Annotated in this window: 17 protein-coding genes; 14 read left to right on the top strand and 3 right to left on the bottom strand. The window is 66.3% G+C overall.

Annotation, left to right across the window (positions count from 1 at the left end; all coding sequences use genetic code 11):
- Window positions 1-44 precede the first annotated feature (44 nt).
- Window positions 45-1,517 carry an adenosylhomocysteinase gene (gene ahcY, locus NWF22_RS02985; protein WP_160900696.1) on the top strand — a complete coding sequence of 491 codons (1,473 nt, stop codon included), beginning with the start codon at window positions 45-47 and terminating at the stop codon, window positions 1,515-1,517.
- Window positions 1,518-1,775: 258 nt separating this feature from the next.
- On the opposite strand, the gene NWF22_RS02980 is transcribed toward ahcY, so the two are convergent.
- On the bottom strand, window positions 1,776-2,501 hold the full coding sequence (locus NWF22_RS02980; RefSeq protein WP_160900697.1) for a hypothetical protein: 726 nt from the start codon (window positions 2,499-2,501) through the stop codon (window positions 1,776-1,778).
- Between the two features lie 70 nt (window positions 2,502-2,571).
- Window positions 2,572-3,207 (bottom strand): dTMP kinase, encoded by a 636-nt coding sequence (locus NWF22_RS02975; RefSeq protein WP_160900698.1) that lies wholly within the window; start codon window positions 3,205-3,207, stop codon window positions 2,572-2,574.
- A gap of 121 nt (window positions 3,208-3,328) precedes the next feature.
- Here NWF22_RS02975 and mtrA point away from each other — a divergent pair, with 121 nt between their 5' ends.
- The 3 genes from mtrA to lpqB are packed head-to-tail and all read left to right on the top strand — an operon-like array spanning window position 3,329 to window position 7,630.
- A complete protein-coding gene (gene mtrA, locus NWF22_RS02970; RefSeq protein ID WP_202398167.1) occupies window positions 3,329-4,006 on the top strand; it encodes an MtrAB system response regulator MtrA in 678 nt (225 codons plus the stop codon).
- Window positions 4,003-5,871, top strand: coding sequence for an MtrAB system histidine kinase MtrB (gene mtrB / locus NWF22_RS02965; RefSeq protein WP_160900699.1), 1,869 nt, complete (start codon window positions 4,003-4,005; stop codon window positions 5,869-5,871). Before mtrA ends, mtrB begins: the two co-directional genes overlap by 4 nt.
- A 46-nt stretch (window positions 5,872-5,917) precedes the next feature.
- The gene (gene lpqB, locus NWF22_RS02960) at window positions 5,918-7,630 is read left to right on the top strand and encodes an MtrAB system accessory lipoprotein LpqB (RefSeq protein WP_160901401.1); all 1,713 of its coding nucleotides are present in this window, start codon (window positions 5,918-5,920) and stop codon (window positions 7,628-7,630) included.
- Between the two features lie 63 nt (window positions 7,631-7,693).
- Here lpqB and NWF22_RS02955 read toward each other — a convergent pair whose 3' ends face one another.
- The gene (locus tag NWF22_RS02955; protein ID WP_160900700.1) at window positions 7,694-8,395 is read right to left on the bottom strand and encodes a ComF family protein; all 702 of its coding nucleotides are present in this window, start codon (window positions 8,393-8,395) and stop codon (window positions 7,694-7,696) included.
- 446 nt (window positions 8,396-8,841) lie between these two features.
- Here NWF22_RS02955 and hpf point away from each other — a divergent pair, with 446 nt between their 5' ends.
- The 10 genes from hpf (at window position 8,842) to NWF22_RS02905 (ending at window position 22,384) form a co-directional block, all read left to right on the top strand.
- Window positions 8,842-9,648 (top strand): ribosome hibernation-promoting factor, HPF/YfiA family, encoded by an 807-nt coding sequence (hpf, locus tag NWF22_RS02950; protein ID WP_160900701.1) that lies wholly within the window; start codon window positions 8,842-8,844, stop codon window positions 9,646-9,648.
- Between the two features lie 109 nt (window positions 9,649-9,757).
- Window positions 9,758-12,607, top strand: a complete 2,850-nt coding sequence (secA, locus tag NWF22_RS02945) for a preprotein translocase subunit SecA (RefSeq protein ID WP_160900702.1) — start codon at window positions 9,758-9,760, stop codon at window positions 12,605-12,607.
- Window positions 12,608-12,814: 207 nt separating this feature from the next.
- Window positions 12,815-13,261 (top strand): Rv3235 family protein, encoded by a 447-nt coding sequence (locus NWF22_RS02940; RefSeq protein ID WP_160900703.1) that lies wholly within the window; start codon window positions 12,815-12,817, stop codon window positions 13,259-13,261.
- A gap of 79 nt (window positions 13,262-13,340) precedes the next feature.
- Entirely contained in the window at window positions 13,341-14,909 is a 1,569-nt protein-coding gene (locus tag NWF22_RS02935) for a wax ester/triacylglycerol synthase domain-containing protein (protein WP_258321309.1), read from the top strand.
- 163 nt (window positions 14,910-15,072) lie between these two features.
- Window positions 15,073-15,639, top strand: coding sequence for a DUF6912 family protein (locus NWF22_RS02930; protein ID WP_160900704.1), 567 nt, complete (start codon window positions 15,073-15,075; stop codon window positions 15,637-15,639).
- 101 nt (window positions 15,640-15,740) lie between these two features.
- On the top strand, window positions 15,741-16,862 hold the full coding sequence (locus NWF22_RS02925; protein ID WP_160900705.1) for a ferredoxin reductase: 1,122 nt from the start codon (window positions 15,741-15,743) through the stop codon (window positions 16,860-16,862).
- 136 nt (window positions 16,863-16,998) lie between these two features.
- Entirely contained in the window at window positions 16,999-18,072 is a 1,074-nt protein-coding gene (locus tag NWF22_RS02920) for a GNAT family N-acetyltransferase (RefSeq protein ID WP_202398320.1), read from the top strand.
- A 155-nt stretch (window positions 18,073-18,227) separates the two neighbouring features.
- Entirely contained in the window at window positions 18,228-19,547 is a 1,320-nt protein-coding gene (locus tag NWF22_RS02915; RefSeq protein ID WP_160900707.1) for a fatty acid desaturase family protein, read from the top strand.
- 69 nt (window positions 19,548-19,616) lie between these two features.
- Window positions 19,617-20,819, top strand: a complete 1,203-nt coding sequence (locus NWF22_RS02910) for a fatty acid desaturase family protein (RefSeq protein ID WP_160900708.1) — start codon at window positions 19,617-19,619, stop codon at window positions 20,817-20,819.
- A gap of 317 nt (window positions 20,820-21,136) precedes the next feature.
- Window positions 21,137-22,384 carry an HNH endonuclease gene (locus tag NWF22_RS02905; RefSeq protein WP_160900709.1) on the top strand — a complete coding sequence of 416 codons (1,248 nt, stop codon included), beginning with the start codon at window positions 21,137-21,139 and terminating at the stop codon, window positions 22,382-22,384.
- Window positions 22,385-22,428: the final 44 nt, after the last annotated feature.

Genomic DNA, 22,428 nt, shown 5'->3' with positions numbered 1-22,428 from the left:
CGGCTAGCCTTGGCACAAACACGGCAGACGACGAAGGGGACCAGATGACCACGGTGGCGGACTCCGCACCTGCGGCCGACAGCCGCAACGGGATCGACTTCAAGGTGGCCGACCTGTCACTTGCGGATTTCGGTCGCAAGGAGATCGAGCTGGCCGAGCACGAGATGCCGGGCCTGATGTCGCTGCGCCGCGAGTATGCGGATGTGCAGCCCCTCAAGGGGGCACGCATCTCCGGGTCGCTGCACATGACGGTGCAGACGGCGGTGCTGATCGAGACGCTGGTGTCTCTCGGCGCAGAGGTTCGCTGGGCCTCCTGCAACATCTTCTCCACCCAGGATCACGCGGCGGCCGCCGTCGTCGTCGGGCCGTACGGTACGCCCGAGGAGCCCGCGGGTGTCCCGGTCTTCGCGTGGAAGGGCGAGACCCTCGAGGAGTACTGGTGGGCGGCCGAACAGATGCTCACCTGGCCTGACCAGCCGGCCAACATGATCCTGGACGACGGTGGCGACGCCACCATGCTGGTGCTGCGTGGCGCCGAATTCGAGCGAGCCGGTGTGGTCCCGCCCGCCGAAGACGATCACCCCGCGGAGTACAAGGTCTTCCTGGAACTGCTGCGGACGCGGTTCGAGACCGACAACACCAAGTGGACGACCATCGCCGACGCGGTCCAGGGCGTCACCGAGGAGACCACCACCGGTGTGCTGCGCCTGTATCAGTTCGCTGCCGCCGGTGAACTGACGTTCCCGGCGATCAACGTCAACGACTCGGTCACCAAGAGCAAGTTCGACAACAAGTACGGCACCCGACACTCGCTGATCGACGGCATCAACCGCGGTACCGACGTGCTGATCGGCGGCAAGAAGGTGCTCATCTGCGGCTACGGTGACGTCGGTAAGGGCTGCGCGGAATCACTTGCCGGACAGGGAGCTCGGGTTCAGGTCACCGAGATCGACCCGATCAACGCCCTGCAGGCCCTGATGGACGGCTTCGATGTGGTCACTGTCGAGCAGGCGATCGCCGACGCGGACATCGTCATCACCTCGACGGGCAACCTCGGGATCATCACGCTCGAGCACATGCGGCAGATGAAGAACCAGGCGATCCTCGGCAACATCGGCCACTTCGACAACGAGATCGACATGGCCGGCCTGGAGAACTCCGGTGCCAAGCGGATCAACGTCAAGCCGCAGGTCGACCAGTGGATCTTCGACAGCGGCAAGTCGATCATCGTGCTGTCGGAGGGACGTCTGCTCAACCTCGGCAACGCGACCGGTCACCCGTCGTTCGTGATGAGCAACAGCTTCTCCAACCAGGTGATCGCGCAGATCGAGCTGTGGACCAAGAAGGACGAATACGACAACGAGGTCTACCGCCTGCCCAAACACCTCGACGAAAAGGTCGCGCGCATCCACGTCGAGGCCCTCGGCGGCACGATGACGAAGCTGACCAAGGAACAGGCCGAGTACATCAACGTCGACGTCGAAGGCCCCTACAAGCCGGAGCACTACCGCTACTGACGCCGAACGCGAGTGCACTCGCGAACGTGCCCAGCACGGCGGTCGACAGAACCCAAAAAATCACCGAGAGAATCCACGCGACGAGCATCCGCCGCACCGGCCCCGGTCACTGTGGATTCTCTCGGTGATTTTTTGGGTTCTGTCGACGTGAAGGTGGGTTCTGTCGACGTGAAGGTGGGTTCTGTCGACGTGAAGGTGGGTTCTGTCGACGTGAAGGTGGGTTCTGTCGACGTGAAAGTGGGTTCTGTCGACGTGAACCTAGGTGCCGATGTCGAGTTGGGCGCCGGGGCAGACGTACCAGGTGCCGTCCTCGCGGGCGAAGCTCTCGTCGTTCTGTTTGGTGAGGGAACGCTGGTTGCCGAGTTCGACGTGGGTGGAGACGGTCGAGGCGGCCGAATCCCCGGTGACCGTGATGTCGGTGAGCTCGTCGAGGACCACGGTCCCGGTGATGTCGAGAGGCATGGTCACTTGCGGGCGCAATGCGCTGCAGACCGAGGCCTGGATACGGGCGACATCGCGTGAGTTCACCGCATCGACAAAGATCTGCATGGCCGAGCGGATGGCAATGGCGTCGGCCGCGTTCGCGGTTTCCCCGGTCGGGACTCCCGGCGCGACCGTCTGATGGCCGACGGCCGAGTTGCTCGACGGGCTGTCGGTTTCCGCGGCGACAGTGAGGAGTACCGCCGCACCGATGACGACGAGGATCGTCACGATGCCGAGGACCGTGCCGACGATCATCCCGGGGCGGGGACCACGGGGCGGCGGAAAAGGCTGCTGAGGTGGGGGATACGGCGGCGGAGAGCCCGATGCCCAGCCCGGTTGCGGGGCGGGTGGATACCCACCGAACTGCCGGGGACCTGCGGTGCCGGGCGGTGGTGGTGGCCACGGCTCGGGGGTGATGTGCCGATGCGGGGGCGGTCCTGCCCCGGGACCCGGTGCGGGCGGAAACTGCTGCGGGCCATCGGGCGGCGGCGGTTGGGTCATGCGGCCTTCTCCTTCCCGCGGCGGGTTGGAACCTCCAGGCTATCGAAATCGTGGGCGGCGGGCAGCACGCTCATCCGTCCAACAGACGCCGCGCGAGTTCGGCGTGGTCCCCGTCCTCGGTCGATACCCACGGCGACATCCAGTTCGACTGGGCCAGTTGGCGATACACGTGGTCGACGCGTAGTTGCAGGCTGGTGTCGCGTTCGTAGATGTCGCGGGGCCGCGAGGCATCGGTCGCCGCCCGGCGGGCCGCCCGGTCGAGGGCGACCTCGGGTGCCACACCGAGCAGCACATGATGGTCGGGAACCGGCAGTCCGAAGCGGTGGAACTCCATCTCGCGAACCCATTCGACCATCTCGCCGTCGGCGTCCTGGTTCAGCCGCGCGGCGTTGTAGGCGGCGTTGGAGGCCACGTACCGGTCGAGGAGCACGATGTCGTGTTCGGCGATGGCGCCGCGGATCTCGTCCGCCGCATCGGCCCGGTCGAGAGCGAACATGAGTGCCATTGCGTACACGCTGTCGCGCAGGTCGCCGTGCCGGCCGTGGAGGGCCTCGGCTGCGAGGTCCGCCGTCACCGATTCGCCGTAGCGCGGAAACGTGAGGGTCCAGACCCGAAGTCCGTCTCTGCGCCACCGGTTGACGAGTTCGGTGACCAGAGTGTTCTTGCCGGCGCCATCGAGTCCCTCGACGGCAATGAGTTGGCCCACGAGCGCGATCGTAGCGGCCAGGGGCGGGTGGATCGGGCGAGGCTCGACGGTGCGTCGCGGACGGGGGCGGTTCGGCGCGTCATATCCGCAGTCGGGTCACGAAAGTGTCACCATTGAGAGTATGAAGCCTCGCATCCTCGTCGTCGACGACGACGCCGCACTCGCCGAGATGCTCACCATCGTGCTGCGCGGCGAGGGGTTCGAGCCGTTTGTTGTGGGCGATGGGACGCAGGCACTGACCGCGGTTCGCGAGATCCGACCCGACCTGGTGTTGCTCGACCTGATGCTGCCGGGGATGAACGGCATCGATGTGTGCCGCGTGCTGCGTGCCGACTCGGGTGTGCCGATCGTGATGCTGACGGCGAAGTCCGACACCGTCGATGTGGTCCTCGGCCTCGAATCCGGCGCCGACGACTACATGGTGAAGCCATTCAAGCCGAAGGAACTCGTCGCGCGAGTGCGGGCACGGCTGCGTCGCACCGACGAGGAACCGGCCGAGCTGCTCTCCATCGGGCCGGTCGAGATCGATGTGCCCGCGCACAAGGTCACCCGCGACGGTGTGCCGATCTCGCTGACCCCGCTGGAGTTCGACCTGCTGGTGGCGCTCGCGCGCAAACCACGTCAGGTGTTCACCCGCGACGTCCTGCTCGAGCAGGTGTGGGGCTACCGTCATCCGGCGGACACTAGACTCGTGAACGTGCATGTCCAGCGTCTCCGAGCCAAGGTCGAGAGCGACCCGGAAAATCCTGAGGTCGTGTTGACGGTGAGGGGGGTCGGCTACAAGGCCGGCCCGCCGTGATCGGCCGTCCTCGACGCCGCGTCAACAGCACCTTCGCTCGGCTCACCCGCGTCGCGAGCAGTATCGGCCGCTCCTTTGGCAGGATCTGGCGGCGGTCACTGCAGCTACGTGTGGTGGTGTCGACGTTGGTGCTGTCGTTTGTGGTGATCCTGATCCTGGTGTTCGTGCTGATCAGTCAGATCACCGATCGCCTGCTCGACGTGAAGCTGGCGGCCGCGACCGAAGAGGTCGAACGCGCCCGGATCGCGGTAGAACGGGACCTGACCAGCAGCGACGGCAACATGTCGGTGCAGAACCGACTACGCCAGACGCGGTCGCTGCTGACCGACCGCGATGTCGACACCAGCGAGAATTCCGGAACGGTGGGCACCTTCGACACCGTGTTGCTGGTACCGGGGACCGAGGAGGACGGCAGTGACAGCGGTGTCGGCCCGATCACGGAGATCCCCGACAATCTGCGGGACATGGTCGAGGGCGGACAGGTCGCCTATCAGTACACCTCGATCTCCAACGCTTCCGGCGGCACGGAGCCCGCTCTCGTGGTCGGTACCCCGACCAATGCGTCGGTGCCGGGTCTCGAGCTCTTTCTCGTCTTTCCGCTGACCAGTGAGCAGAACACCGTCGATCTGGTGCGCGGCACACTGGTCACCGGCGGCGTGGTGTTGCTCGGTTTGCTGGCCGCGATCGCCTGGCTGGTGTCGCGGCAGGTGGTGCTCCCGGTGCGATCTGCATCGCGTATCGCGGTCCGGTTCGCCGACGGCCGGCTCAAGGAACGGATGCCGGTTCGTGGCGAGGACGACATGGCGCGGTTGGCGATGTCGTTCAACGACATGGCGGAGAGCCTGTCGAAGCAGATCACCCACCTCGAGGAGTTCGGTGGCCTGCAGCGCCAGTTCACCTCGGACGTGAGCCACGAGCTGCGCACCCCGCTGACCACGGTGCGGATGGCCAGCGACGTGCTCTACGAGGGGCGCGACGAACTCGATCCCGTGCGCAAGAGGTCCGTGGAGCTGCTCGACAAAGAACTCGACCGCTTCGAGACCCTGCTCAATGAGCTATTGGAGATCTCCCGGCACGACGCAGGCATGGCCGAACTCGCCGCCGAACGGATGGACATGGCGATCCCGATCGACGGGGCGCTCGCGACGGTCAGCCACCTCGCCGAGGAGACCGGCACCGAGTTGGTGCTGGACCTTCCGACCGAACCGGTCATCGCCGAGATCGACCCCCGCCGCGTCGAGCGCATCCTGCGGAATCTGCTGGCCAATGCCATCGATCACGGCGAGAGACACCCCGTGGTGTTGACCATGCGGTCGGACGGGGACGCAGTCGCGATCACCGTTCGCGATCACGGCATCGGTCTGCGTCCGGGGGAGGAGAAACTCGTCTTCAACCGTTTCTGGCGGTCCGATCCGTCACGCTTCCGGCGTTCGGGCGGCACCGGGCTCGGTCTGGCCATCAGCATCGAGGACGCCCGCCTGCACCAGGGTCGGTTGGAGGCGTGGGGCGAACCGGGCAACGGTGCATGTTTCCGCCTGACGCTTCCGCTCGTGCGCGGACACAAGGTGCTCGGCAGCCCACTGCCGCTCAAACCCATCGGCGGGGCGATCGCCCGAACATCGACGACGCGCAGCACACCGAAACAGGTCGCAGGGGCCGGTGCGGCGGTCGACGTATCGGCCGCGCCCCCGTCCACTCCGCAGAGCACGTCCACGCCACAGAGCTCGTCGACTGCACAAAGTTCGTCGACTCCACAGGACACGTCGACTCCCCAGGACACGTCGACTCCCCAGGACACGTCGGCTCCGCAGGACACGTCCACTCCACAGAGCAGCAGCGGAGGGGGTGGCGGTGTCATCGGCTGATCGCGTGCCCGGCGTTCGAACCGGCTCGGCGCGTGCGGTGGGTGCGATGGGCGCTATGGTGCTGACGCTCGTATGTGTGCTCAGCGCGTGCGGATCAATCCCCAGCAGTTCCTCGCCCCAACCGATCACCGCGTTCGAACGGCAGGGGCCGACCAACGTGGTGCCGGTACCGCAAGCGGATATGGATCCCGAGTCGCTGGTGCGGGCGTTCCTCAAGGCCACCGCCGACCCGGAGGCCGGGCATTCGGCGGCACGTGAGTTCCTCACCACCACATCCTCGGAGCAGTGGGACGATCGTGGCGACATGCTGATCATCGACGAAGTCAACATCTTCGTCGACCAGCGCAGTGAGGACGCGGTGCGGTTGCGGCTGCTCGGCGACAACGTCGGCACGCTGAAGAGCGACGGCGAGCTGCTGCCCGCGACCGGCCAAGTCGAGACCACGTTGTCGCTGACCCGGGTCGGTGACCAGTGGCGTATCGACGGCCCGCTGCCGAACGGCACGATGATCGACCGCACCCAGTTCGAAACGGCCTACCGCGCCGCGACGCTGTACTTCACCGACCGCAGCCTCGAGCACCTCGTCGCGGACCCGCGGTGGTTCTACTCGGGGCAGGACACCGAGCCGACCGAACTGATCACCCGGCTGATCGCGGGACCGTCGGCCGACCTCGCGGATGCGGTGGACAGCGGTTTTCCCAACGGTGCCGCCCTGCGGGGGCCGGTCACCGCGCTGAGTGATGGTGGGGTCCGGATGGAGCTGACCGGGATCGGTTCCAGCTCCACCCGTGACCGGACCGCGCTGGCCGCACAGATCATCTGGACACTCGACGCCGCCGACATCGGTGGGCCCTACGTGATCAACGCCGACGGAGGCCCGCTCATCCCCGAGCGCGCGCCCGGCTGGCAGACGGCCGACGTCCGCTCCTTCGACCCGACGTCGGTGCCCTCCACAGATGTCGGTCTCAACATCATCCGAGACGGTGCATTGCTGAAGGTCACCGATTCGGGCACGGTACCGGTCGACGGTCCCCTCGGCACGAGCACGGCTGTGCGTTCGGCGGTGATCTCGGCCGACGGTGAGACCGACGCGGCCGTGGTGGCCCGGCCCGGGCAACGCCTGGACCTGGTGGTCGGACCATACGGCGCGAACCCGGGCGTCGTCACCACCGGGGTGTCGATCACCCGACCCTCGTTCGGGCAGAACGCCAACACCATCTGGGCGGTTGTCGATGGACAACCGGTGCAGTGGATGCGTGACGAGGCCGACACCAGTGAGCGACTCATCCCGGTCAACGCCGACGCCATCGCCACGGTGGCGCGCGGCGCGATCACCGAGCTGCAGGTGGCGCCCGATGGTGTGCGGGTGGCGCTCATCGTCGGCGGTCAGGTCGTCTTCGCGGTCGTCACCACCAACGCCGACGGTGGTCTCTCCCTGACCAATCCACGCATCGCGGCCTACAACATCGGCAACCGGGCGGTGTCGCTGGACTGGGCGTCGCCCACGACACTGATGGTCGCTCGGGATGCGAACGAATCGCCGGTCGCCCAGTTGTCGATCAACGGCACACCCGCCGTCGGGCTGCTGTCGGGCAACCTGTCCCCGCCGGTGAGCTCGGTGGTGGCCGACCAGGCCACCGTCTACGTCGGGGACACCCGTGGGGTGCTGCGCCTCGGCAGCTCCAACGGCCAACCCGACCAGTACTGGACCGAGGTGGAGCCGGCGATGGCACCGGGCGTGATCCCGGTGCTTCCGTGACCGCCGGTGCCGCAGGTCCTGACCACGGTTGCCCGGCGCAGCCCGGCGCAGCCCGGGGCACCGTCAGGCGCCGGCGATCACGACGACCGCAGCCACGTGCAGGCCGTGGGCGGCGAGTACCCGCGACGACTCGGCGGCGGTCGCGCCGGTGGTGAGGATGTCGTCGACCAGCACCAGCGTGCCGTCCGGACACGGGCGATTGCGCATCCGCCGGCGCACCCGGACGGCACCGGTGAGGTTGGCGACCCGCCCGCGTGCGTCGAGGCCGGCCGAGTCCGCCGCCCGCGATGCGGTCACGAGCAGATCGGCGACCTGCACCCGGGGGCCGAGTCGAGCTGCGGTGGCGCGTGCGATGGCGGTCACCGGATCCCCGCCACGACGTCGGGCCGACGAGGCCCGGGTCGGTGCCGGGATCAGCGTCAAGGTGTGGTGGTCGGGGATCTCGCCCCAGTCCGCAAGCGTCAACAGCCCGCTCGCCAGTGCGTCACCGAGGGCTCCGACCAGATCGCGACGGCCGTGTTCTTTGACCGCGATCAGCGCACTCCGATGTGGCCCGCGATAGCGGCCGAGCGCCCATGCGCCCGCACCGACCTCCACGCGTGGCTCGAGTCGCACGGGGGAGTCGGCCAGCGCCGCGGTGCAGCGGGGGCACCACCCGATCCCCGGCAGCTCGCAGCCGCCGCAGTGCGTCGGGATCATCAGGTCGACCCCCGATCGCACCACCTCGGCCGCTCGTGCGGTGAGGGCGGTGCGGCGTCGGGTCATCGGTCGAGTATGCCGAGCGTCGCCGGTCCTCAGGATCGTCGTCCGCACATCTGTGGATGCGTCGAGGTGCCGGTGGACAAACACCGCGACACACCTCTGTTGCCCCGAAACGTGGCCAGTAGGCGAACTTCCGGCTACGGTCGAAGGCACAACAGGTAGCCACCGCTTTTCGCGAGGAGGTGAGGCCCCTGACCCTGAGTGTCAGCCGTCGGCTGGCATGGACTCGATTCCCTACCGACGACGAAGGTGTCAGCGCGACAACGAGTCTGACGTCGCTGCCCAGCCTCTCCTGCTGAGGGCTCAGCGCCCGCCGGCAGATGCGTGAGTGGTTCACACCGATCGGCGTCTTCCGCCAGCGGCATCATGCCGCCTCTACCGGTGGATCGGATCAGGTCGCGTCGTATACCTGCAGTCCTCGGGTGGGAACCACCACAAGGAGGTCGTTTATGTCAACAGTCATTCACCGAAAAGGCCATCGCGAGTCGAAGGTCGGTGATCGAGCCCCCGAATCCACCACGGACAACCAGAAGAATGCCGGCCCGCCCACCGACGCGGCCTTCGATCCCAGTTTTGCCTTCGTTCGACCTGCCGGCACCGTCGCCGCCGACGAGCCCGCCGAACCCACCGCCAAGGTCGACATCAGTGGACGCCACGTCGAGATCCCCGACCACTACCGGATCTACGTCGGCGACAAGCTCGCCCGACTCGAACGCTTTGATCCGTCCATCTTCCGTTTCGACGTCGAACTGAACCACGAACGCAACCGACGGCAGTCCAAGGTCTGTCAACAGGTCGAGATCACCGCGGTCGGCAAGGGACCCAAGGCCCGCGCCCAGGCGTGTGGCGAGAACTTCTACGCCGCACTCGAGGCCGCGCTGGACAAACTGGAATCCCGACTTCGTCGGGTGAAGGATCGCCGGCGGGTGTCCTATGGCAACCGCCGCCCCCTGTCGGTGGCCGAGGCCACCGAGATCGGCGCGCCCCCGCTTCGTGACGGCCAGCTCAGTGCCCAACCCGAAACGGACGACGACGCAGCCGCCGACGAGTGGGATGACGGCGTCGAACTGCACGAACCCGGTCAGGTCGTCCGCGTCAAAGAGCACGAGGCGGTCCCGATGTCGGTCGACGACGCGCTCTACGAGATGGAACTCGTCGGGCACGACTTTTTCTTGTTCCACGACAAGGAGACCGACCGGCCATCGGTGGTCTATCGGCGTCATGCCTTCGACTATGGGTTGATCAGGCTCGCGTGACACCGATCAGGTTGCGCTAAGGCGACCTGAGTACCATGGAATCCGGTCTGTACTGCGTTGCAGGCCGGATTTCGTGTGTTGTCGACATGAGTGAGGGACTCGATCCACGGTGCTGAACAAGCTGCTGCGCGTCGGTGAAGGCCGGATGGTCAAGCGTCTCGATGCGATCGCGTCGCACGTCGAGGGTCTCTCTGACGAGGTCGAGGCCTTGACCGATGCGGAACTGCGGGCCAAGACCGACGAGTTCAAGGAGCGCATCACCGACGGCGCCTCGCTCGACGAGTTGCTGCCCGAGGCGTTCGCGGTAGCGCGCGAGGCGGCCTGGCGGGTGCTCGAACAGAAGCACTTCCATGTGCAGATCATGGGCGGCGCGGCACTGCACTACGGCAACATCGCCGAGATGAAGACCGGCGAGGGCAAGACGCTGACCTGTGTGCTGCCCGCCTACCTCAATGCGTTGTCCGGCGACGGTGTGCACGTGGTCACCGTCAACGACTATCTCGCGAAACGTGACTCCGAGTGGATGGGGCGGGTGCACCGGTTCCTCGGCCTGGACACCGCGGTGATCCTGACCGGCATGAACTCCGATCAGCGTCGAGCGGCATACGCCGCCGACATCACTTACGGCACCAACAACGAGTTCGGCTTCGACTACCTGCGCGACAACATGGCGCACTCCTTGCCCGACCTGGTGCAGCGCGGCCACAACTACGCGATCGTCGACGAGGTCGACTCCATTCTGGTCGACGAGGCCCGCACGCCGCTGATCATCTCCGGGCCGGCCGAGGGGTCGAGCAAGTGGTACACGGAGTTCGCGCGGATCGCGCCGCTGCTCGAGAAGGACGTGCACTACGAGGTCGACATCAAGAAGAAGACCATCGGTGTACACGAGGCCGGCGTCGAGTTCGTCGAGGATCAGCTCGGCATCGACAACCTCTATGAGGCGGCCAACTCTCCGCTGGTCAGCTATCTGAACAACGCCATCAAGGTCAAGGAACTCTTCCACCGCGACAAGGACTACATCGTCCGCAACGGCGACGTCCTCATCGTCGACGAGTTCACCGGCCGTGTCCTCGAGGGACGGCGATTCAACGAGGGACTGCATCAGGCCATCGAGGCCAAGGAACGCGTCGAGATCAAGGCCGAGAACCAGACGCTGGCCACGATCACCCTGCAGAACTACTTCCGCATGTACGACAAGCTCGCCGGCATGACCGGTACCGCGGAGACCGAGGCCGCCGAATTCGATCAGATCTACAAGCTCGGTGTGCTCCCGATCCCCACGAACAAGCCGATGATCCGCAAGGATCAGGTCGATCTGATCTACAAGACCGAAGAGGCGAAGTTCGACGCCGTCGTCGACGACATCACCGAGAGCCACGAGAAGGGCCAGCCGGTCCTCATCGGTACCACCAGCGTGGAGCGGTCGGAATACCTGTCGCGTCAGCTCACCAAGCGCGGTATCCCGCACAACGTCCTCAACGCGAAATTCCACGAGCAAGAGGCCCAGATCATCGCGGAGGCCGGCCGCACCGGTGCGGTCACGGTGGCCACCAACATGGCCGGCCGCGGCACCGACATCGTGCTCGGTGGCAACCCGGACATCATCGCCGACACCCGGCTGCGCAAAGCCGGGCTGGACCCGGTCACCACCCCGGACGAATACGAGGCGGCCTGGCCGGAGGCCATCGAGGTCGCCCGTGCGGCGGCAGCCGAGGAGGCCGAGGCGGTGCGCGCGGCCGGCGGGCTCTACGTGCTGGGCACCGAACGCCACGAGTCCCGACGTATCGACAACCAGCTCCGCGGCCGGTCCGGTCGTCAGGGCGATCCCGGCGAGTCGCGGTTCTACCTGTCGCTCGGCGACGAGCTGATGCGGCGCTTCAACGGCGCGGCGCTCGAGTCGATCATGAACCGCGTGAACCTGCCCGACGATGTGCCCATCGAGGCGAAGATGGTGACCAAGGCCATCCGCAGCGCACAGACCCAGGTCGAACAGCAGAACTTCGAGGTCCGCAAGAACGTTCTCAAGTACGACGAGGTCATGAACGAGCAGCGCAAGGTGATCTACTCCGAGCGCCGCCGCATCCTCGAGGGCGAAGATCACCGCGAGCAGGTACAGACGATGGTCGACGACGTGGTCGGGGCCTACGTGGAGGGTGCCACCGCCGAGGGGTACGCCGAGGACTGGGATCTCGACGAACTGTGGTCGGCGTTGCGCACGCTGTACCCGATTCAGCTCGACCCGAAAGAGGTCGTGGGCGAGAACGAGTTCGGTGAGCGCGACGACATCAGTGCCGAGGAGCTCAGGGAGATTCTCGTCGGTGACGCACATGCCGCCTACGCGACACGCGAGAAGGAGATCGAGTCCATCGCCGGCGAGGGTGCGATGCGGCAACTCGAGCGCACCATCCTGCTCACCGTGCTCGACCGGAAATGGCAGGATCATCTCTACGAGATGGACTACCTGCGGGAGGGTATCCACCTGCGGTCGATGGCCCAGCGCGATCCCGTGGTGGAATACCAGCGCGAGGGTTTCGACATGTTCACCGGCATGCTCGAGGGCCTCAAGGAGGAGGCGTTGGGCTTCCTCTACAACGTGCAGGTGCAGACCGAGCAGGCCGCGCCGCGAGTTGCGACGCCCGGTGCGCAGGCGACCCTGTCGTCGCCGGAGGTCGCCGACTTCGCCGCACAGAATGGCAGTGCGCCCGCCCGCGAGGCCGAGACCGACGTGCAGGAGGCGCCTGCGGCCCTGCGTGCGGTGGGGGTGGAACAGCCCGAGGTGCCGATGACCTTCTCCGGTCCGTCCGAGGGCGGCGGCACCGAGATCCACTCCGAAGACGAGGAACTCGACGATCCGGCGCTGGTGTCGGCGACCCGTCGCGAACGCCGCGCCGCCGCGCGGCAGAGCGTGAAGGGGTCCCGGCCGAAGCCGCCGAAGTCCAAGAAGAAGCGCCGCTGACGTAGTGTCGTCGGTCGCGAGACAGCCGCGGGTGCGGACTCTGCGCAGAAACTTCTCGGGAAAACGGAACCGTCGGGCGCGCTGGTGCGTCCGATTCTTATGGAGACCCCTCGAGTCCTGATCCGACCCGCGCCGCCCTATGAACCGCTGCCCCGTCCTGTCGACGAGGTCCCCGGCAGTGCTCTCTGCGAAACCACACCACGTGTGGTGACGAGATCGGAACCTGCCGAACCCGCGGTCGCTACCGTACCGCCCCGGCGGGCGCTGTCGAAGGCGACCGTCGACGCCCGACGGTTCGCGATCCGCACGATCACGCTGGTGCTCGAGATCGTCGATCGCCGGCGCACTGTAGGGCAACTCGACGGTTTCGCGACTGCTCACCTCATCGATCAGGTCACCGCGCTCATCCGCCTGACACCTCCCGGCGTCATGAGTGGGGACACCGCCACGTTGCGGCGGGTGCATGTGCAGATGCTCGGTCCCGGCGCCGCCGAGATCTTCGGCAGCTATCGCCGCGGAGAACGCGTGCGGGCGTTTGCGGCGCGCATCGAACAACTGCCGTGCCGGGTGCGTACCACCACGGCCACTGTGCGTCCGGTACTCACCCGTGCCGTGGAATACCGTTGGCAACTGGTTGCTTTCACGCTCGTCTGAGGCGGGCGCACGTGGCCACCAGCGAGCGGCCGCCGGTCATCGACGCGGGACACCGGCGTCCCGCACTAGGATCACAGTCGTGGTCAACCGTCTGTCCCCGCGCGAAGCGATGTTCTATTTCCTCGACGAGACGGGTTCGACGACTCACCTCGGAGCGTTGCTGATCGTCGATGCGGCGGAGTCGGGGCCTGCCGTCGACGCGACTGCGGTCACGACGGCACCGGCGACGTCCGGGGCTGCCGGTGCGCAGCGGAGAGCGACCTCCGGTTCGACGAAGAAACCTGGCTCCGCAAAGAAATCGGGGGGGACGAAAAGTCGCTCGACCAGCGGCGTCACCACCCCGAGCCTGGACTACCCGAGTCTTGTCGCGTTGGTGGAGAACCGTCTGCAGTCGATTCCGCGATACCGGCAGGTGGTGCGGGAGGTGACCCTCGGTCTGGCACGACCGGTCTGGGTCGATGACCCCGATTTCGACATCAACTTCCATATCCGACGCTCCGGACTGCCGCGCCCCGGGGACATCGCGCAGCTCCAAGACCTGATCGCCCGGGTCATGTCGCGGCCGCTGGACCGGACCAGACCGCTGTGGGAGATGTACCTGATCGAAGGCCTTCCTGACGGCAAGCAGGCGATCTTCACCAAGACCCACCGGTGCCTGGTCGACGACGAGGCGGCCCTCGAGATCAGCGAGGCGATCTGCGACGACCAGCCCGACGTGGAACCGCTGGCCGAGGACCTGTGGATGCCCGGTGCACCGCCCGGGTCGGTGTCGCTGGCCCTGGGCGCAGTGGCTGAGGCCTTCTCCCGTCCGGGGGATCTGGTGGACTCGCTGGTCCATGGCAACTCGGTGGTCGCCGAGGTGCGCACCACCGCCGAGGATGTACTGCGTCGGGTCGGCAGTATCGTCCAGCAACTCTCCGACTCGGCGCCGTCGAGTCCGCTCAACACCTCGACGACGTCGACGCGGATCTTCGCGGTCGCCTCGGTCCCGCGCCGCGGATGCGCCAAGATCGCAGACCGTTATGACTGCACCGTCAACGACGTCGAGTTGGCGATCATCTCCGGTGTGATGCGTCGGTGGATGCTGTCCTTCGACGAGTCGGTGAGCGCCGCCGACACGGTCCGCGTGGTGCTTCCGTTGTCGGCACGCGACCCCGGTGTGGAGCGGCGCCTCGACCTGGCTGCTCGCTGGATCGCCGTCGGCAAACCGAGTTTCGTGACCGATCTGCCGGTCGGCGAAGATAATCCGGCGGTGCGTCTGGCCCAGGTGGCGGGCCTGGCCAATCGGTATGCGCAGTCATCGCGGCGACTGTCGATGGGTCCGCAACCAATCCTGTCCGAACTGGGTGTGGTGCCGTTTCCGGAGCTGAGCTCGCGGGCTTTCCGCAGCCTCAACCGGCGCGCCTACAACGTCCCGATCGGGATGGGGACGTCGCCGGTCGCCGACAAGTTCGTCCGCGGGTGCCCGGTGTCGGAGATGTATGCGATCCCGACGCTGATGGCCCAGCGGGCGCTGGCCATCAGCATCACCGACTACCGCGACAACCTGCAGTTCGCCTTCATCGCCGATCGCGGTGTCATGAACGATCTACCGGCCATGACCGACTACGTGACCGAGGCCTACGAGGAACTGCTGGCCACCAAGTGACCGACGCGCCAGACGCCGCCCATGCCCTGTCTCGCTCGATGTCGCGCCGCTGACCGATAGGGTGGTGAACTGATCTGGCGGCGTGCGTCGACGATGCGTTTCATCCACTGTCTTCGTATGACGCCAGAAGCAGGGGTGCCGAGTTGGTCGAGGGATGTGTGCGATGAGGGTGTACTTGCCGGCGACGCTGGCAATGCTGATGGAGCTCAACGAGGTCGGCGAGATCCGGGCGATCGGCGGTACCGGGTTCGCGCTGACCCCGACCTTGCGCGAGTCGTTTGTCGCCGGTGACGACGAGGAGCTCGCCGAGGTGGCGATGCGAGAGGCCGCGCGTGCCTCGTTGCGGCTGCTTGCGGGTGAGGCCCCCGAGCCCGGTGACGACGCCGCCGAGGCCGATCTGACGGCCGACGAACTCACGACCGCACCGGGCGACACCCCGAGACTTCCCCCGCGTCGCGTGGTGGTCGCCGCCGATGTCGCCGACGTGGCGTTGCATCCGGAACTCGACGACGCGGTGGTCCGCATCAACGGGCCGGTACCATTGCGCGACATCGCGTCGGTGCATGTCGACGTAGCCGAGGCCGAGGACAAGGTGCGCGCAGCGGTGGTGGTGATCGATGCCGCCGACCTCGGCGATCAGGACGCCGAACTCGCCGTCGGCGATGTGGAGGACTTCGACCTCGCCTGGTACGCCACCCAGGAGTTGCCCTTCCTGCTCGAACTCCTCTGACGGTTGGCTGCCCGGCGGCGGTCGCGTAACCTACGGAACCGTAAGTTGTCGCCGTAAGGGTGTCGAGCGTGACCGTCGGTCACGGGTGAGGTGGTGCACAGGTGGGCTGGCTCGAAAGGTTCGAGGAACCGGTGGCGGGTGTCGCGGCACGGAGTCGGGGTGCGCAGTGGGCGCGGGCCGCAGTCGCCCGGATCACCACGCCACTGCTGCCCGACGACTACCTGCATCTGGCCAATCCGCTCTGGTCGGCCCGCGAACTGCGCGGCAAGGTCGTCTCGGTGACCGCCGAGACCGAGGATTCGGCAACCATCCGCATCCGGCCCGGATGGGGGTTCTCGTTCGACTATCAGCCGGGACAGTATGTGGGCATCGGTGTCCTCATGGAAGGCCGGTGGACCTGGCGCTCGTACTCGCTGACGTCGGTACCGGTCACCGCCGGTGGTCGCGACGACCGGATCATCTCCATCACGGTGAAGGCGATGCCGGAGGGGTTTCTCTCCTCCCACTTGGTCAATGGCCTGCGACCGGGCACCGTCGTTCGACTCGCGGCGCCGCGCGGTGAGTTCGTGCTGCCTGCACCGCTGCCGGCAAAGGTCCTGTTCGCCACGGCCGGAAGCGGTATCACGCCGATCATGGCGATGCTGCGGACCATTCGGCACCGCGGGCAGCGCACCGACATCCGCCTGGTGCATTCGGCGCCGTCGGAGGGTGACCTGCTGTTCGCCGACGAACTCGCCGCGCTGGCCGCCGACGGCCTGATCGATCTGCACCTGCAGTACACCCGCACCGACGGTCAGCTCACAGCCGACCGGTTCGCCGAGGTGGTCCCTGATTGGCGTGACCGGCAGACCTGGGCCTGTGGTCCGGCAGGGTTCCTCGATTCTGTGCAGAGCATGTTCGCCGCCGCCGGTGTCGATGACGCACTGCACATCGAACGGTTTGCCCTCGAACGAGGCGCGGTCGGCGCCCGCGGCGGAACAGTCACCTTCGGTCGCTCGGGTGCGAAAACGCCGGCCGACGGGGCCACGACTCTGCTCGAGGCGGGCGAATCGGCCGGGGTGCTGATGCCGTTCGGATGCCGGATGGGCATCTGTCAGAGTTGCGTGGTCATGTTGGACCAGGGGTGTGTGCGCGACCTCCGGTCGGGTGTGGAGCACGTGGAGGGTGAGCGCATCCAGACCTGTGTCAGTGTCGCGGCGGGGGACTGCACGCTCGACGTGTGAGAACGTGGCCGCGGAGCTCCCTGTTTTGACTCGCCTGTTTCGACTCGGCGCCGTGTTCGGTTCGCGATAGGCTCGGGGAGATGGCCGGTAGTCGACCACGGAGGAGATCCGCGTGCGCGCTGAACTGACCCAGACCATGGAAGTTCCCGTCCTGTCCGACGACGTCGTCACGCTACGGGCACACTCGTCCGCGGACGTTGAGCGTGTGGTGGAATACGCCACCGACCCGCTGACTATGCGGTGGGCCAAGATGCCCTCGCCGTACGGTCGCGCCGATGCCGAACGATATATCGCCGGAGCGCGCGCCGGGTGGGTGTCCGGCGATGCGTTGACCTGGGCAATCGAGCACGAGGGCCGATTCGTCGGCAGTGTGGATCTGACCGGTTCGGGTCGCATCGTCGAGATCGGCTTCGTCCTGCATCCGGATGCCCGTGGCCAGGGTCTGGCCCGCCGGGCGATCATTCTCGCGATGGAGTACGCCGTCGCCCATCGCGATGTCGAGGTGGTGCGGTGGCAGGCCGAGGAGGGCAATCTCGCGAGTCTGCGTACCGCACACAGCTGCGGGTTCACCCTGACCGCCAAGATCCCCGACTGGCTCGAGATGAACAGCAAAGTCGTCGACGCGTGGTGCGCGAAATGGCGTGCCGGCGACGATTTCGCGCCGAAGTCGACGTGGCATGCCACGACATTCGAGACCGAGCGGTTCCGGTTGCGTCCGCTCGCCGAGACCGATGACGAGCGGATACGGCAGACCCTAGACGATCCGATATCGCGCAAATACCTGTTCGGACGACCCGATCCGCTGTTGATCGAGCACGCCGCCGCCGAACGCACCCGAAAGTGGTGGACGGCCGCGCGCGGGGAGACGTGTACCTGGGCGGTCGCCGACCTCGAGTCCGACACGTATCTGGGTGATATCTCGATCTTCGAGATCAACGACGTCACCGGGGCCGAGATCGGCTTCTACACCCATCCGGATGCCCGCGGGCACGGCGTCCTCGGGGAAACCTTCCCGGCAGCTGTCCGGCATTGTTTCGACGTCCTCGACATCCGCCGGATGACGATGTTCGCCGCCGACTCCAACGAGGGCAGCAAGGCGCTGGCCCGACGTGCCGGCCTGCACGAGTTCGGCACCCAACCGTTGGCTGCGAAATCGGCAGGAGTCCTCGAGGACCTCGTCGGCTACGAGTTGCTACGCGACGACGCCTGACGTCGATCGGCGTGCGCTCGGTCACATTCCTGCCGTGATCTCGGCAAGGGGTGGACATGGCTGCTCCCGGCAACCTACGCTTGCGTAGGTTACGGAATGGTAGGTCGGCTCGTCGGCCAGACCATCACATGTCTCGACGACACCCGGGAGGGCTCATGGCGATCACCGACATCCCCGAGTACGCCCATCTGACCGACGCCGACGTCGCTGCGCTCGGGCGTGAGCTCGACGCCATCCGCGTCGATATCGAGGCCGATCGCGGGGAACGCGACGCCCGCTACATCCGCAACACGATCCGTTTCCAACGCGGTATGGAGCTGCTCGGACGCGGTCTGATCTTCGGCTCGACCAAGCGATCGGCGTGGTGGGCGGGCGCCGGTGCGCTGGGTGTCGCCAAGATCGTCGAGAACATGGAACTCGGCCACAACGTCATGCACGGTCAGTGGGACTGGATGAACGACCCCGAGGTGCATTCGACCACCTGGGAGTGGGACAACACCGATCCGTCGGCGCACTGGAAGCACACCCACAACTACATCCATCACAAGTACACGAATGTGCTCGGCATGGATGACGACGTGGGCTATGGCCTGCTGCGCGTGACGCGCGATCAGCGTTGGCGGCCGTTCTATCTGGGAAACCTGGCCTACAACACGCTGCTCGCGTTGCTCTTCGAATACGGTGTCGCCGTTCAGCACCTGGAGTTGGGCAAGAAGCGGCGGACGCCGGAGGCCAAGGAGCAGTTCCAGCGCGACCTGGCCGACGTCGGCAAGAAGATCGGCAAGCAGGTCGCCAAGGACTACGTCGTGTACCCGGCGATGGTGAGTGCGGCCACGGGACATCGCACCGGCTACGTTCGTACCTTTGGCAAGGCCGCCTCGGCGAACCTGATGGCCAATGTGATCCGCAATGTGTGGACCAACGCGGTGATCTTCTGCGGGCACTTCCCGGACGGCGCGGAGAAATTCACCAAGCAGGACGTCGACAGTGAGACGCAGGCCGAGTGGTACCTGCGCCAGATGCTCGGCAGCGCCAACTTCCGGTCCGGTCCGGTGCTCGGCTTCATGAGCGGCAACCTGTCGTACCAGATCGAGCATCATATATTCCCGGACCTGCCGAGCAATCGACTGCCGGAGATCTCGGTGCGGGTGCAGGAGTTGTGCGCGAAGTACGACCTGCCCTACACCACGGGTTCGCTACCGGTGCAGTACGCGAAGGCGTGGCGGACGATCGCCAAACTGTCGCTGCCGAACAAATACTTGACGGCGACGGTCGACGACGCGCCGGAGACCGCATCCGAGCGCCGGTTCAAGTCCGACCTGGCCGACGGGACACGTCTGCAGGCCACGGTCGACCCGGTGAGCGGCCGTCGCAGCGGTTTGCGCACGGCGATCGCGGCTCTGCGCACGCGCGGACGCCGCAAGCGGGCGACCGCCGCGTCGGCAGCTGCGGTATCGCAGCGTCGGGCTGCATGAGCGCAACCCGCCCGACCGCGTGGTGCCTCGGGTGCGTCCCGTGCGCGGGCGCAGGCATAATGAGAACCAATGGCCATCACCGACATCAATGAGTACGCCCATCTGACCGATGCGGACGTCGAGGCACTCGGCGCGGAACTCGATGCGCTTCGACGCGAGATCGAAGCCGATCGGGGACTACGTGATGTCCGGTACCTGCGGCGCACCATCGTCGCGCACCGTGCCCTCGAGGTGGTCGGGCGAGTCGCGTTGCTCGGCAGTCACAAGCGTTCGCTGTGGTGGCTCGGCACCGGGTCGTTGGCGCTCTCGAAGATCATCGAGAACATGGAGCTCGGCCACAATGTGATGCACGGGCAATGGGATTGGATGAACGATCCCGAGGTCCACTCCACCACGTGGGAGTGGGACATGGTGTGCGCGTCGCCGCATTGGAAGCACTCGCACAACTACATCCATCACAAGTACACCAACGTCGTCGGCATGGACGACGACGTGGGCTACAAGATCCTGCGTGTGACCCGAGATGAACCGTGGGAGCCTCGGCGGGCCTTCCAGCCGCTGTTCAACGTGCTGCTGGCGCTCACCTTCGAGTGGGGCATCGGGTTGCACGACCTCGCGCTCAAGGAGGTCATCGAGGGAAGGAAGTCCAAGGAAGAGGCGATTCCGCAGATCAAGCTGTTCCTACGGAAGATCGGCCGGCAGGTTGCCAAGGACTACGTGCTCTTCCCGGTGCTGTCGGGGCCGAATGCGCGCCACACGCTGACGGCAAACCTCAGTGCCAACGTCATCCGCAACCTGTGGGCCTACGTGGTGATCTTCTGCGGCCATTTCCCCGACGGCGCAGAGAAGTTCACGACCGAGTCGCTGGAAGATGAGACGCACGGGCAGTGGTACCTGCGCCAGATGCTGGGTACCGCCAACTTCAACGCGGGCCCCGCGATGGCGTTTCTCAGTGGCAACCTCTGCTATCAGATCGAGCACCACCTATACCCGGATCTGCCCAGCAACCGCTACGCCGAGATCGCCGAACGTGTGCGTGCGCTCTGCGACAAGTACGACCTCCCCTACACCACGGGGTCGCTGTTCGTGCAGTACATGAAGACGTTGCGCACGATCAACAAGCTGGCCCTGCCCGACCAATTCCTCCGCGACACTGCCGACGACGCTCCGGAGACCGCGTCGGAACGTCGCTTCGCCGGAATCCCGCGCGCCGCAGGCGGTCTCAAATCCGCGATCGCCGATCTGAAGCGAAACAAGCTGTCCCGTAAGTGATCTCGATACCGTTTGGCGGCAGGGCAAGCCCCTCTCGGGTGGTTGAGTAGGTCGAGACGCTAGCCGAGCCCTTATCGAAGCCACGCAGCCCGAGCGTCAAACCTCCACCCGCGCAGGCTCTCCCGCGGCCGCGCATGCGCCGCCGCCCCTCGCGCCGGGTGGTTGCCCCAGTGTCATTTGCCACCGGCAAAGTAGAACGCCATCGCATGCGGCTGCCGTGACGCTGTTGAGGCATGCGCCGATGGCCCCGAAAAATTCTCTTCACTATTTTCAAGAAATTCCTTGACGTCGAACGGGCGTTCGAATACCTTGGAGTCATGGGAGCTTCGGGGGATCTCACCACCATCACTGATTCATTGCGTGAACTGTGTTTTGCCGACGACATGTCGGGGCGGGCGGCGTTCGACGCGATGACCGCGCTGGTCACGTTGCGTAATCTGATCGAGCATCACGCTGCCACGGTGGTCGGTCATCTCGACCGGCTGGGGGTGGCCCGCGATCATGGTCGCAGGTTGAGTGAGTTGTTGATCGTGATGGGGCTCGCGCCGGCGGTCGCGTCCCGGCTGATCCGCATTGCGGGTGCGCGAGCCAAGTTGCCGACCCTGGCCGCCCATGCCGCCGACGGGGCTGTCTCGGCCGAACACGTGGATGCGGTGGGTAAAGGTGTCGAGCATGTCGCGGCAAGATCGGTGGAACCGATCGACGGTGCGGCGCGTCTAACTATCGTGACCGACCTCCTCGCCCAGTTCTTCTCCGGCGCCACGCCCGCCGAGATCGGTAAACACGCGCGTCGTCTGGGTAATCAGCAGGCCGAGGACACCGGTGGGCTCCCCGCCTGCGAGGACCGCAACCTCAATGCCCTCACCCACGACGTCGACGGTGACGGCCGCCTGCAGGTGCGCGCCGACCTCAACACCGACGTCGGCGAAAAATTCAGTGCGGCGATGGAAGAGTTGGCGGCACCCCGCCCCGAACCCGACGGCTCACCTGATGCCCGCGGCCCGGAGCGCCGCCACGCCGATGCGCTCGAAGCGTTGTTGGATATCGCCGCCCGCAGTGGTGATGTGGCGTCCGCGCCGCGTCATCAGATGCTGGTGTCGGTACCGGCCGATACCCCGGACCTGGCCGAACTACCGTTCATGGGGTCACTCACCGAAGCCACGTTGCGCACCCTGACCTGCGACACCACCGCGACCGTGGCGATCGTCGACGGTGAGCAGGTGCCGATGGAGATGAGTAAGGAGAAACGCCTGTTCCCGCCCCACCTACGCAAAGCCTTGCACAAGCGGGATCAGTGCTGCATCAAATGCGGAGTGGCGGCCACCCGCTGCCAGGGACACCATCTCGCGCATTGGGCTGACGGAGGAATCACAGTGCTGGACAACGGATGCCTGCTATGCCCATCCTGTCACGCCGACATCCACCACAACGGATGGGAGGTGATCATGGGCCACGACCGACACCCCTGGCTCATCCCACCCGTTTCGGTCGACCCGCACCGCCGACCCATACCCGCCTACAACCGACGCACCCTCAACCTCGACAACCTGCCTGCCGCGGCCTGAACAGCGCCATCTGAACACAGCGCCGTCCGAACACAGCGCCGCCA

Source organism: Gordonia mangrovi (genome assembly GCF_024734075.1).
Lineage (GTDB): Bacteria > Actinomycetota > Actinomycetes > Mycobacteriales > Mycobacteriaceae > Gordonia > Gordonia mangrovi.
Note: the sequence above shows the minus strand (reverse complement) of the source record. Positions and strands in the feature narration are given on the sequence as shown.